General features: G+C 63.9%; 11 protein-coding genes. 6 read left to right on the top strand and 5 right to left on the bottom strand.

The window, feature by feature from the left end:
- Window positions 1–61 precede the first annotated feature (61 nt).
- The 6 genes from DUPY_RS12555 (at window position 62) to DUPY_RS12540 (ending at window position 2,924) form a co-directional block, all read left to right on the top strand.
- A complete protein-coding gene (locus DUPY_RS12555; RefSeq protein WP_070248514.1) occupies window positions 62–391 on the top strand; it encodes a YciI family protein in 330 nt (109 codons plus the stop codon).
- 94 nt (window positions 392–485) lie between these two features.
- Entirely contained in the window at window positions 486–1,256 is a 771-nt protein-coding gene (locus tag DUPY_RS12550; RefSeq protein ID WP_070248512.1) for a ParA family protein, read from the top strand.
- A gap of 109 nt (window positions 1,257–1,365) precedes the next feature.
- Window positions 1,366–1,911, top strand: coding sequence for an MFS transporter (locus DUPY_RS12545; RefSeq protein ID WP_229255345.1), 546 nt, complete (start codon window positions 1,366–1,368; stop codon window positions 1,909–1,911).
- Entirely contained in the window at window positions 1,899–2,192 is a 294-nt protein-coding gene (locus tag DUPY_RS28885) for an MFS transporter (protein WP_229255344.1), read from the top strand. Before DUPY_RS12545 ends, DUPY_RS28885 begins: the two co-directional genes overlap by 13 nt.
- Before the next feature lie 10 nt (window positions 2,193–2,202).
- Complete coding sequence (locus DUPY_RS27215) at window positions 2,203–2,409, top strand: DUF2256 domain-containing protein (protein ID WP_071651629.1); 207 nt, start codon at window positions 2,203–2,205, stop codon at window positions 2,407–2,409.
- 23 nt (window positions 2,410–2,432) lie between these two features.
- Window positions 2,433–2,924: a host attachment protein gene (locus tag DUPY_RS12540; protein WP_070248511.1), complete on the top strand. Its 492-nt coding sequence runs from the start codon at window positions 2,433–2,435 to the stop codon at window positions 2,922–2,924.
- 15 nt (window positions 2,925–2,939) lie between these two features.
- Here the strand turns inward: DUPY_RS12540 and DUPY_RS12535 are convergent, their stop codons facing one another.
- The 5 genes from DUPY_RS12535 to DUPY_RS12515 form a co-directional block, all read right to left on the bottom strand.
- Complete coding sequence (locus DUPY_RS12535) at window positions 2,940–5,840, bottom strand: M16 family metallopeptidase (RefSeq protein WP_070248510.1); 2,901 nt, start codon at window positions 5,838–5,840, stop codon at window positions 2,940–2,942.
- Complete coding sequence (locus tag DUPY_RS12530) at window positions 5,830–8,703, bottom strand: TonB-dependent receptor (protein WP_084640685.1); 2,874 nt, start codon at window positions 8,701–8,703, stop codon at window positions 5,830–5,832. Before DUPY_RS12530 ends, DUPY_RS12535 begins: the two co-directional genes overlap by 11 nt.
- A 95-nt stretch (window positions 8,704–8,798) precedes the next feature.
- A complete protein-coding gene (locus tag DUPY_RS12525; RefSeq protein WP_070248505.1) occupies window positions 8,799–9,773 on the bottom strand; it encodes a FecR domain-containing protein in 975 nt (324 codons plus the stop codon).
- A complete protein-coding gene (locus DUPY_RS12520; RefSeq protein WP_070248503.1) occupies window positions 9,770–10,258 on the bottom strand; it encodes a sigma-70 family RNA polymerase sigma factor in 489 nt (162 codons plus the stop codon). Before DUPY_RS12520 ends, DUPY_RS12525 begins: the two co-directional genes overlap by 4 nt.
- A 127-nt stretch (window positions 10,259–10,385) precedes the next feature.
- On the bottom strand, window positions 10,386–13,016 hold the full coding sequence (locus DUPY_RS12515) for a TonB-dependent receptor (protein ID WP_070248501.1): 2,631 nt from the start codon (window positions 13,014–13,016) through the stop codon (window positions 10,386–10,388).
- Window positions 13,017–13,149 lie beyond the last annotated feature (133 nt).

Raw genomic sequence — 13,149 nt, 5'->3', positions numbered from 1 at the left:
GTCATCGAGCAGGGAGCTCTGTTAGGATTTTATCCAGCGATCTCTTTACTGGAGGATCATCATGGAACAATTTCTGCTCGTCTTCAGGGGCCCGCCCGCAGGTGCCTCGGACGCCACGCCGCATGATGGCAACCGCTGGCATGCCTGGTTTCAGCAACTGGGCGCCGCGCTGGTCGACCGTGGCAAGCTGTGTAGCGGCAGCGTCGAAATCAAGACGCGACTGACCGGTCCCAACATCTCTGCCGACACCCTGCACGGTTACTCCGTGATTGCCGCTGCCGACTTCAACGAAGCCGTCAGGCTGGCAACGGACTGCCCGGTATTCGATGAAGAAGGCTGGGTGGAGGTGGCCCATATCGAGGTACCGACGGGCGAGACCGACGTGCGTTGAGCGCGCCTGCTCAAGGCGATAAGTGATCTTTATATCGCTTGCCCACGCCAGTTCATCTAGAATGGTTGCATTTCCATCACTACACGGGCGTGCGATGAAACGGGTGATCTTCAATCAAAAAGGTGGCGTGGGCAAATCCACCATCGCGGTCAACCTGGCAGCCATCGCTGCCAGCCAGGGCAAGCGCACGCTGCTGATCGACATCGACCCGCAATGCAATTCCAGCCGCTACGTGCTGGGCGCGGCGGCGCACGACGCCACGCCGACACTAAAAGATTACTTCGAGCAGGTGCTCAGCTTCAGCCAGTTTGCCCAGCCGGCCGGGCACTACGCCCACCCCACGCCGTTCGACAACCTGTCCATCATCGTCGCCCACCCGGAGCTGGGCGACCTGCAATCGAAGCTCGAATCGCGCAACAAGATCTACAAGCTGCGCGACCTGCTGCGCGAACTGGGCAAGGAATACGACCAGATCTTTATCGATACGCCGCCCGCCTATAATTTCTTCAGCCAGGCTGCCTTGATTGGTGCGGACAGTTGCCTGATTCCGTTCGACTGCGACGATTTTTCGCGCCAGGCGCTCTACACCCTGATCAACAACATCAAGGAAATCAAGGCCGACCATAATGCCGACCTGGCCATCGAGGGCATCGTGGTCAACCAGTTCCAGCCGCGAGCCAGCTTGCCGCGCAGGATGGTCGAGCAACTGACCGAAGAAGGCTTGCCGGTGTTCGAGAACAAGCTGTCGAGCTCAATCCGTATTCGTGAATCGCACGAGCGCAACCTGCCGATGATCCATCTCGACCGGAATCACAAGCTGAGCCAGGAATACTTGGCACTGTACGGGGAGCTGAAAAATTCCTGACGGGAAGTGCCCCGCTCGCTTTCCCTATGCATCCCACCGAACTTACATCCTGGGCAATTTCGTTTACTCTGCAAAAGATTGATGCTAAGAAATTGCCAAGGATTCAGTCATGCCCTCCCCTTCAGAAGCGCCCGCCAAGCCCACAACGCCCGATACCAAGGAAAGCCGCTTTGTTTTTAAGGTAGCCATCGCAGCTACCATGGGGGCGCTGGCATTCGGTTACGACACCGGTGTCATTTCGGGCGCCCTGCCCTTCATGAGTGCGCCGCTCGATCAGGGTGGCCTGGGCCTGCCCCCAGTGACCGACGGCATCGTCACCTCGGCCCTGGTTTTTGGCGCTGCCATCGGCTCGCTGATGGCAGGCACGTTGTCGGACAAATACGGCCGCCGCACCACGCTGATGGGCTTGTCGCTGGTGTTCCTGATCGGCGTGCTGGGCACGACGTTTGCCCCCTCGGTGGCGATCATGGTTGCCATGCGCTTCGTACTCGGCCTGGCCGTCGGTGGCGCCTCGTCCACGGTGTCGGTGTTTATCGCCGAGATGGCGGGCCCCAGTCGGCGCGCCCGGCTGGTCAGCCAGAACGAGCTGATGATCGCAAAAGTTACGCCGCGCTGGCCTGCATCCTGTGCTTCCTGCTGTTCATGCAGATGCTGATTTCGCCCGTGTACTGGTTGCTGATGTCGGAACTGTTCCCGATGCATGTGCGCGGTGTGCTGACCGGCACCGCCGTGGCGTGCCAGTGGGTGTTCAATGGCTTGGTGGCGCTGCTGTTCCCGATTGCCATGGCGCATTTCGGCAGTGCGACGTTCTTCGTGTTTGCTGGCATCAACGTGCTGTCGCTGATCTTTGTGGCGACCTGCCTGCCGGAAACCAAGGGCAAGTCGCTGGAGGGGCTGGAGCAATTCCTGGAGAAGGAACTCGGCAAGAGCACCTGAGGAGAACCACATGGCCAAGATGCGCAAGAAATCAGAGCTGCCGACCAAGCTGTGCGCGCATTGCCAGCTGCCTTTTACGTGGCGCAAGAAGTGGGAGCGTGACTGGGAGCAGGTGAAGTATTGTTCGGAGCGGTGTCGGCTGGCTGGTCGTCGCTGCGACGGTGCGCCTCATTTACAGGACCGTGCCTATACTGGATCTCCACGCGTAAAACGTTGACGCTACGTTGAAAGGAGATCGATATGGACACTACATGGATAGTCACCGCCAACGCCGGACGGGCCAGAATTTTCAGCGCGCAAGATCCGGCCAAGCCGCTGCAGGAGCTCGAAGACATGGTCAATCCGGCCATGCGGCTGCGGGTGACCGAGACCGAGCCGGACAAGATAGGCCCCACGGCTGCCACCAACACCGGCCACAATATCGGCGGCACCCAGGGCGTCAGCCTGGCCCACAACGCCAAAGCCGGCGCGCCCAACAAGGCCTACCAGCCGGCCCATACGCCAGCCGAACAGGAAGCCGAACAGTTCGCCCGCGATATCTCCGCCCGACTGCGCGAGGCGCAGCAACAAGGCCAGTTTCAGCGCCTGGTGCTTTGCGCCTCGCCACAGTTTCTCGGGGCGCTGCGCGCGGTGCTCGATCCGCACGTGAAGTCGTTCATTGAACGTGAGATTAACAAGGACTACACGCAAGCCAACGAACAGGAATTGCGCGAGCACTTGGGAACGAAATAAGAGCCTGCGGGGCACTTACGGCAGTACAGCTGGTTTCGGCAACACCTTCACCACCACCAGGTCGCCGACCAGCCTGAACTCCTGCGCCAGTGCGCGCACGCTCTCGGGCGTCAGGCCTGCCGCCAGTTGCGCGCTCTCCTTCAGGTAGCGCGCGTCACCGTAGCGGTTGTAGCTCAGCTGCAGGCGGTTGAACTGGGCAGTGGCGTCGGTCTTGCGCTTGCCCTCGTCGCTGCGCATCTGGCGGATTTCTTCTTCCAGCATGGCCGTGTCGATCCGGGCTGGCAGCTGCTCCAGCACTGTCTTGGCCAATGCCCACAGCGCATCGAGCCGTTCCGGTGCGGCGGTGAACGACAGCTCACTGGCCAGGCGCCCTTGCGGCTCCAGGCTCAGCTTGTAGTTAAGCCGATAGATGCCCGCCTCTTTTTCGCGCAACTCCGTGCGCAACTGGCGATACACGATGCGCGAGACGATGGCCGTACGCATGGCCCGCTCGGGCGACCAGGCCAGGGGCTGGCTGCCGTGGGCGCGCACGCTGCCCTGCGGCTCGATGCCGATCGCCAACCGGGTCTCGCGATAGCCGCCCGCTTGCTGCAGCGCCGTGGCAGACGCAGATGTGGATGCTGGGCCGGAAAAGGCCGATGCGGGTACCGGTGCGGATACCATTGCGGTTGCGGTTGCCGGTGCCGGTGCCGCTGCAGCTGTAGCTGTAGCTGTAGCTGCAGCTTGACGCACAATGCCGGCCAGGTGACGCTCCACCAGCGCCTTCACGGTCGCTTCATCAACCGGGCCGCTGACGAAATACGTCACCGGCAACGCGCGCAGTTGCCGCCACTGGCGGCGCACCCGTTGCAAACCGGCCTGGCTGTCGAGTTCCTGTACCGCCGCCAGGTCCGGCATGGCGTCGCCCGGCAACTGTTCGCCATAGCGCAGGCGGCTCATCTCGCGGCCGGCGCGCTCGCCGGCGCTGTCGGGACGGCGCGCACTCTGGCGCGCCAGCTGTTCGCTGGCGTCGCTCAGGGCGGCCTGCGAAATATCGGACTGCACCTGGCCGGCCGCGTACAGCTGCAACAAGTCATCAAGCTGCGGCGCCGGCACTTGTGCGCTGTAGGTCAGCTGGGTTTCGGTCTGCTGTTGCGACAGCCGCACCTTGTGCGCCGCGCTCCAGCGCGCCAGTTGCCCCAGCTCCTGGCCTTCCAGGTCGGCGATGTTGCCCAGTTGCGCAGCCAGTTGCCACTGCCAGCCGGGCGCGCCGGGCAGCCGGTAGCCGGCGCCTGACTGGGCGGCAAAGCGCATCACCGCGTCGTTCGGGGCGTGGCGCCACACCACCACGTCGCCATTGCCCAGGGTCCAGCGCTGCACGCCCCCGCCCAGGTCGTCCTGGCGCAGCACGGCGCCAGCCGATTCGATCTCGGGCAGCACCACGGCCGGCAAGGCGGCCAGCGCCTCCTTGTGCACCTTGACCAGCGCCGGCAATGGTTGCGCAGCGAGCGTCTTTTGCAATGCCAGCACTTCAGCGGCAGGCGGCAGGGTGAGCGGGCTCAGGCCCGGCGCCAGCATGAACACGGCGCGGTCGGGCGCGTCTATCCACGCGCGCACGCGGGCGTTCACTTCGACCGGCGTGATGGCGTCGGCGATGCGGGCGATCTGCGCCTGCTTTTGCTGCGGATCTTGCAGCACGCGCCCGGCCTGCACCGCGCCGACCAGCATTTGCTGCCAGCCCTGGAAATCACGCGCGGCCTGCTGCTGCGGGCCCTTGGCGTTGATGCGGCGGATCTCTTCAATCTCGGCGCGGATGTCGTCGTCGCGCAAACCGTCGCGGCGCACACGCTCGCGCATCAGCAAAATCTGGCGCAGGCCGGCCTGGTGGCTGCCCACCGCCACGCTCGACGAAAAGCCCAGCGATGCGGTAGCGTCACCGAGCTCGCCCTTGCTGCTGGTAAGCGACGACACGCCTGCCGGCAGGTTGCCGGCAGCCTCGCGCACCAGCGCGCGCAGGCTGCGTTCTGCAACACGGTCCACCAGGCGCGCACGCAAGCCGTCGTCGTCCTGGCGCTGGTCCACGGTAAAGCGGTTGATGAAACCCACCTGGCTGGTGCCGCTTTCCGAATCCTGCAAGCGCAGGATTTGCAGCTGGTCGCGCAATACCGGGTCGGCAGAGTTGCGCTCTGGCAGCGCGCCCGGCGTCAAACCGTTGAAGGCGGCGGCGATCTGCGTGCGCAGGGTTTTCGCATCGACATCGCCCACGACCACCAGCGCCATATTGCCGGGGCGGTACCAGTCCTGGTAAAACTTGCGCAGCGCTTCGGCTGGCTGGCTGCGGATGCTCGCTTCGGTACCGATGGTGGGCCGCTGCGGATACAGCGAGCCTTCGCGCAGCATGGCGCGGCGCTGGCGGTCCATGCGCTCGCGCACACCGAGTTTGCCGCGCCACTCTTCCAGGATCACCTGGCGCTCGCGCTCCAGTGCATCCGCAGGAATCTGCGCGCCGCCGGCAATTTGCGCCAGCGCGCCCACGCCGGCCGCGATGCTGGCCGGCTTGTTGGCGGCCATCAGCTGGTACAGGGTGCGCTCGAAATTGGTTTGCGCGTTGTAGTGCTTGCCGATGCGCCAGCCCTGGCTTTCCAGGTACTTGCCCACGCCCTCGGGGTGGGCGGTGGACGCCTTGAACACCATGTGCTCGACCATGTGCGCCACGCCGGACTGGTCGTCGCGCTCATCGAGCGAACCGGCGCGCACCACCAGTTGCAGCGAGACCGTGTTGCCCAGGCTTTTGCCATCGACGATGTAGTACGTAAAACCGTTAGCGAGCTGGCCGCGCTGCACCCGTTGATCCCAGCGGAACGCTTCAGCCGCCGTGGCGGTGGACACGGTAAACCACAGGCCGATGACAGCGATGAGTTTGAATTTAGAAGTCATAGCCGATCTCCAGTGCGATGGTGCGACCGCGCTCGTAGGTCACATACGCTTCGCTGACGGTCATCTTGTTCTTGCGGTTGGTGAGATTTTCGATGGTCAGTTTCACGTCCAGCTCCTGGCGCTTGTCGATGCGCGGCGACCAATGCACCACGGTATCGATCGCCAGCGACGTCGGCAACCGGGTGAGCTCGAAGTTCGGGATAGCCGCGCCCTCGTACTGCGCCGTGCCACGGCGCGTGTAACTGTCGTAGCTGCCGCGCACGCGCAACATGTTGTTGACGGTCAGGTGCCGGGCCGGCAAGGTGGTCATGGCGCCAACGCGCACAGTCCACGGGCGGTTGTAATTGTCGGCAGGCATTTGCGAATAACGCATCACGGTACCGCCGTAGTTGATCAGCTCGTCGGTGAGCAAAGCGCTGCTGTAGGTCTCGGCGTAGGTCGAGTAGTTGGAATTGGTATCGCTCTTGTTGGCCGCTACCCACATGCGGTTGACGGTGCTGCCAAGCTTGAACGCGCGGGCGTTCGACCAGCTCACCGTCCAGTCCCTGGTTTCGCTGGCGCCGTTGTTGGTAAACACGTAGCACTGATTGGCATTGCAATCGGCCTGTCCGGTCAGCAGCCGGCGCACGATCTGGTCCTTGCCGTCGCGATGGGTGTAACGCACGCTCAGTGGCCCGGCCAGCAGGTCCGACTCGTAGGTCAGGCCGGCCGTCAGCTCGTCGTCATGCGGCGAGTTCACGTCTTCCAGGCGGTTGAGCGGCTTGCTGGCGGTAATCGGGCCCCAGGTCAGCGTGGTACCGATACGCTGGCGGGTGGTCTTGAGCAGGTTGACCTTTTCCTGCATCGCGATGCCGAACAGGTTGCGGCCATAGTAACGGTTGGCGCCCAGGTCGAGGGACAGCGGATCGCTGACCTGCCAGCCGAGTTTTATGCGCGGTGCGAAGTTGGTCTGGCCCGCCAGCGAATCGCGGTCGCCCCGCACGCCGGCGCGCAGCGAGAAGCCGCCCCAGGTCGCTTCATCCTCGAGGTAGGCGGACGTGGAGTGCGCATCGACGGTGAACCCGCCGGTGTTATAAATGATCAGGTTGCGGAAATAATCGCCCTGTCCGCGCGTGAGCGTCGGCGAAGTCGAACAGGCCTCGGTATCGACGGTGCCGTCCGCCATCTCGCAGCGCGAGATGGCGCCGGTGGTGGCCAGGTTGGCCGGCGTCAGGTAGTGGTACTGGTCCTTGAGGCGGGCGTAAGTGCCCTCCTGCTTGCGCAGTTCCAGGCCGCCGGCCACGCGGTGCGTCACGGCGCCGGTTTTGAACGGCGTGAAAGCGGCGCCCAGCTTGTACTCGAGCGACTTGGTCTCCTGGTCGATATCGCCCCAGGCGCCTTCGCCGCTGGTCGGGTTGGTGCCGGTGGGGTCGCCCCAGTTCTTCGCCTCCGACCAGCGCCAGTTGCGGTACAGGTTCGCTTCCCCGCGGCGCGATTGCCGGCTGCGCGACCAGGACAGCTGGTTGGTCACCCTGGCCAGGTCGAAGCGCGACTCCAGCCGGCCGCTCAAATTCAAGCCGCCGGACTTGATGGTGTAATCGCTGTCACGAAAGTTTTCGAGAAAATAGCTGTTGTCCGATGGCGCGTAAGCGAGGGTCAACTCGCCCTTGTGGATGCCTTGCACCGGCGTGTAATCGGCTTTGACAACCAGCGTATCCTGCTTGCGCTCCTGCGTGACTTCGCGGCTGACGGTGGTGCTTTCGTTCGCGGTATCGAAGCGCTTGAGGGGGATTTCCGACTTGCGTCTTACGCCGCTCACCAGGACGCCCCAATCGGTGCCGATGCGCGCTTCGGCAGTGGTCTTGTAGGTCCATTTCTTGAAGCGCGGCTGCAAGTCGGCGTTGGACGACTGTTCGAAGTCCTCGCGCTGGGCCGGATCGATCAGCAGTTCGCTCCAGCTCGACGAGCTGTAGCCGACAGCGACCTTGCCGCCGAACTGCTTGCGCGCCGAGCAGATCTTCGCCTTGACTACGCCGCCCGTAAAGCGACCATACTCGGCCGACACGTTGGAGTCGAGCACCTCGATCTCGCACAGGATGCTGGCGTCAACCGCCAGCGATTGCGACGCGCCCGGCACGAAATCCGGGCTGCCGCTGATGATCTTGTTGCCGGGATCGATGCTGTTGGAGATCGACACGCCATCGAGCAAAATCTCGTTCTGGTACGGCTTGGCGCCGTGGATGCTGATCTCGGCCGGCGCAATTTCACCACCGGTGGCCGACGACAGCAGCGATTCGTCGAATTGCACGTTCGGATTGATGCGCAACATGCTGGTCAGGTCGCCGTTGATGGCGGCCGCATTGCTGATCATTTCGCGGTCCAGCTTGTCCACCGTCCCCAGCGTGGACGCCTGCACGTGAATCGCCTGCAGGGTCGATGGTACGTCGCTGGCCGCGGTCTTGCCGCCCCCAGCAGTGGCAACAGCAGGAGCAACTGCCGGCCGTTCGCGCAGCACGAAGCCGCCCGACCTGTTCATCACCGCATCGTACCGGGTACCGGCCAGCAGCGCCTGGAAGCCGCCCTGCACATCGTACTTGCCCTGCAAGCCCTGCGATCGCGCGCCGCCCAGTTTGCCGGCGTCGAACACCAGCACCACGCCCGCTTCGGCAGCGTAGCGATTCAGCACCTCGGCCAGCGGCGCCGAGGCGATGGCGTAAGCCTTGGTGGGCTGGCTGCGGACAGCGCCACCCGCATCGTCGGCGGCGATGGCGACGGTGGCCGGCAGCAGGATGCCAGCACTGAGCAAGGCGGCCAGCAAGGGGCGGATACGCAGTTGACGATTGCGCGCTCGGCCTGTTACGGCACTCTGGAGGACAAGGTTCATTTTTGATGGAAAAGTGATCGACTTGCCTGTAGGCCGGACCACAACTGAAAAAGTACCGTCTTCCGGCAAAATATTTTTGCGACGGTGGTACTGGCCTAGCGGGGCCGCAAGCGCCAGCCGTCGCCGGCCGGGTCCAGCCGCAGCCCGAGGCCGTCGGCGAGGGTGCGCAGCGAACGCTCGGCGGCGTCGATGCGGAAGGTGCCGGAAACGCGCCGCACGGCCAGCGCCGGCGCCACCTCGATGTGCTGGCCCGAGTACAGTGCGAAGCGCTCGGCAAATTCGGTCAGCGGCATATTGAGCGCGGTGAGCAGCCCCCGGGTCCAGGCGTCTTCCGGGAACAGCGCGGTCTCCGGGCGGCCGCTGGCGGTGCCTGAAAACAGCACGCGCTGCCCTGCTTCCACCCGCACCCGGGAGCCGGACAGCGGCTGCACCTCGGCCGCGCTCTGCTGCACCGCCAGCACCGTGTGGGTGGCGAACAGGCTCACGGTCAGCCGTGTGCCGAGCGGGCGGATCACGCCGTCGCGCGCCAGGATGCGCAGCTTGCGCCCTTGCGGATCGCGCCCGCTGGTCAGTTGCAGCACACCGGCGTCCAGGTACAGGTCGCGGTGACCGGCATCGTAGGCGATACCCACCCGGGTGCCGGACGCGAGCCACAGGCGGCCGCCGTCGGGCAAGCTGACTTCGCGCCGCTCGCCTTTGGCGGCGACGATCCAGTCGATCTGCGGCGCGGCCGGGGCCTGCTGCCAGGTGGAGGCCAAGCGGTAGCCGATACCGCCGGTGGCGATTACACCCAGCATGGCGAGGACCTGGCGCCGGGCACTTTGGCTGCGGTGGACCTTGCGCTCGACCTGATTGCGTTCGGCCTGCTGCAACACGTGCGGCGCCTGGCGCGGCGCCGCCGCCAGCAGGCTTTGCAGCTTCTCTACTTTTTCCCATGCCCAGCGGTGGGACGGATGGGCGTCATGCCAGTGCTGCCAGCGACGGCGGTTTTCGGACGAGTCGTCCTCGGCCAGCAGCAGGAACCAGTCGGCAGCCGCTGCCAGCGGCAGGTCGTCGTTGGTTGTGGTCACAGGCACTTCAGGCATTGCACCACCGCCTGCTGCATGTATTTTTTAACGCTGCTTACCGACACGCCCAACTGCGCGGCGATGGTGGCCTGGTCCAGCCCCTCCACCTGCGCCAGCAAAAAGGCCTGGCGCACCTTTGGGCCGAGGTCAGCCAGCAGGCGGTCGATGGTCAGCAGGGTTTCGAGCAGGATGGCGCGCTCTTCGAGCGACGGTTGCAGCGACGGCGGCACCAGCGCCAGCTCGGACAGGTAAGCCTGCTCGATGTCGTGGCGGCGAAAGTGGTCGATCATCAGCCCGCGCGCGATGGTGGCCAGGTAAGAGCGCGGCTGCGTCACCTCGGCCACGCAGGCGCCCGATTGCAGGATGCGCACGAAGGTGTCTTGCGCAAAGTCGGCCGCGCGGTCGGAGCAATGCCCGAGGCGCGCGCGCAACCAGCCGGTGAGCCACGGCCGGTGTTCGCGATACAGACTTTCTACACTGACATCCACGCTAGGCCCTGCCCATCCAGAATTAAATGAGAACTATTATCATTTAAAAGTGGTTGAGTGGCAAGCAAATTAAAACGCACTGTGGGCCGAAGGCCGCACAGTGCGTGGGTTTGAGGCAGATGCGTGGTTAGAACTTCAGGCGCATGGTCAGTCCAACTACCCGGTCATAGCGGCGGATATCGCGTGGGTTGCTGGCGATGCCGTGGTAGTCGTGGTACGTGCGATCGAGCAGGTTTTCCATGTCCAGCGTGAAGCCCAGGTTGTCGGTCACGCGGTACGAGATCGAGGCATCGGCGGTCTTGATCGGATCGACGATCAGGTCCAGCGGCCCCACCGGCGCGGCCAGGGTGCGGTAGTTGAAGGTATCGACAAACTTGCTGCGCCAGTTGTAGGCCACGCGTGCCGACCACTTGCCGCGCTCGTACAGGCCGACGATGTTGTACGAGTTTTTCGACAGACCGGCGAACGGTACTTCCTTGCCGTCATCGACCAGGTGGCCCTTCAGGTACGTGTAGTTTGCCTCCATGCCGAAGCCGCCCAGCCAGCCCGGCAGGAAATCGAAGAACTGGCGGTAGCCGAATTCCACGCCTTCGAGCTGGCCCTTGTTCACGTTGCGCGGACGATCCATGCGGTACCGGTTGCCGTCGATGGTTTCCAGCGCCAGCGACCGGATGATGTAGTTCTCGAACTTGTGCTTGAACACGGTGGCAGTCAGGCTGCCGGTTGGCGCAAAATACCATTCCAGCGCAAGGTCGGCGTTCTTGCCGGTCACCGGTTTGAGGTCAGGGTTGCCGCCGCTACCGCCATAAATACCCTCGCCGTCAGGCGTCGCGCCCAGCGATACGCCCGGGTTGAAGTCGCCGAAGGCCGGACGCTGGATCGCCTTGCCGGCGTTGAAGCGGGCGATCAGCTTGTCGGTCAGACTGGCCTTGACGGTCAGGTTGGGCAGCACGTCGGTGTCCGACACGTTGCGGTTCACCGGCACCGGCACGCCGTTGATGTTGCTGAAGCCGTTCACGTCCAGTTCGGTCTTGACCACGCGCACGCCCAGCGTGCCTTCGACCGGCACCTTGCCGGCATCAAAGCCGAAGCGGGTCTTGCCGTAAAAGGCGGTGGTGTCTTCGCTGTTGGTGTAGAGCGAGTACGGGTCGGCCGGCGTCTTGCCATCGCGGCCGTACAGCTTGCGCCAGGCGTCGATATTGGCGTGCTGGTACTTCTCGCAGATCACCAGCCAGCGGTTCATGCCGTAGTCGTTTGCCAGCGGCATCGACGGGCAGGTCAGGCCTGGCAACGAGGAGACGGCCGGCAGGTTGGCAGGCGCCGGCAGGAAATTCAGGCTCTCGTGCTGGTACGACGATTTGCGCTTGGCCAGCCGCACACCACCCGAAAATTCGCGGAAGAAGTGTTCCTCGCCAGCGTTCCAGGTGACGTCGCCGCGCCAGTCGTTCGAGCTGCCGCGCGAACTGGACCAGTTGTCGATGAAAGCGCCCAGCGTGTAGTTGTTCGGGTCCAGCATGTCGTAGCCGGGGTAGTTGTAGTAGGCGCCGCCGTCACGGTAGGTGCTGGCCGTGATGGTGGTCGGATGGGCCGACATTTCCATGATCGGCATTTCCTGCTTCCACTTGCTGTAGGTCCGCACGAATTCGCTGCTGACCTTGAGCGACGGCGTGACGTTCCAGCGGCCGCCGATGGCGCCCTGGTGGGTTTCGGAATCATCCTGCGGCGTCTGGTTGGAACTCAATGCACCCAGGTTGCCGGTAGAGGTCATGGTATCGACCTGCTTGGTGCCGGGGAACAGCGTGTATTTGCTGTCGGCATTCCAGCCCATGCTGCTGATCATGAACTGGCGTTCCATGTCATGGTCGATGCGGGTGGACCAGCCCTCCGCGTACAGCTCCACGGTGTTCGATGGCCGCCACTGGAAGGCCCAGTTGCCGGCGTAGCGCGTGCGGTCGCCACGGGCGTTGGTGTGGCCCAGGTCGAACGGACCGGTGACAGTCGGGTCGCTGGTGATGGTATTCGATGGCGGCGAATTCCACGCCACCTCATCGTGGTAGCGTCCCAGCTGGTACGACAGGCCGAATAGCGCGCCGAAGTCGCCCCACGAGGTTTTCCAGCGGTTCGAGACCATGCCCGATACCTGCGGGTCGCGCGTATTCGATTTGTCGCGGTCTTCCACGCGCGCGGCCAGGTTGCCCGAAAAACCGGCAAAGTCGAACGGACGCGCGGTGCGTACGTCGATCACGCCGGCGGTGCCCCCCTCCACCATCTCGGCGCTTTGTGTCTTGTAGACGTCGATGCGCGAGAGCATGGTGGTTGGAATGTCGGCCAGGTACAGGTTGCGGTTATTGGACGTATAGACTTCGCGGCCGTTCAGCAGCGTGGTCAGGCCGGGCAGGCCGCGGATGATCACTGAACTGGCCTCACCGCCTTCGCGACGGATCTGCACGCCGGTCACTCGGCCCAGGATTTCGGCGACATTTTTGTCGGGGAATTTACCGGCTTCTTCGGCGACGATGGAATCGATCACGTCGTCGGCGTTTTTCTTGATGTTTTGGGCGCTCTGTGCCGCGCGACGCACGCCGGTCACGACGACCGAGGTCACCGGCTTGGCGGCCTCTTGCTCGGCCACAACCTGGGCGTCCTGCGCCCAGACCGAAGCACTGCTCAGGATGCCGGCGCCGGCCAGCACGGCAACGGTCAGTTTGATTTGCAGGCGTGGGGATGCTGCGTGACGCCCGAAGCGGTGTGCGCTCATGATATCTCTCTCCAGTGTTATATTTTTTGTCGGTGCACCGGACCGAAGACCCAATGCAACCGGTGCCATCTTAGAGAGCGCGCAATCGGTGAACCAATCACATTTTTGCGCGACCTGATACCGAAACTATTAT

The sequence above is a fragment of the Duganella phyllosphaerae genome (assembly GCF_001758785.1).
Classification (GTDB): domain Bacteria; phylum Pseudomonadota; class Gammaproteobacteria; order Burkholderiales; family Burkholderiaceae_D; genus Rugamonas; species Rugamonas phyllosphaerae.
This window is presented reverse-complemented; position numbering and strand designations above follow the sequence as displayed.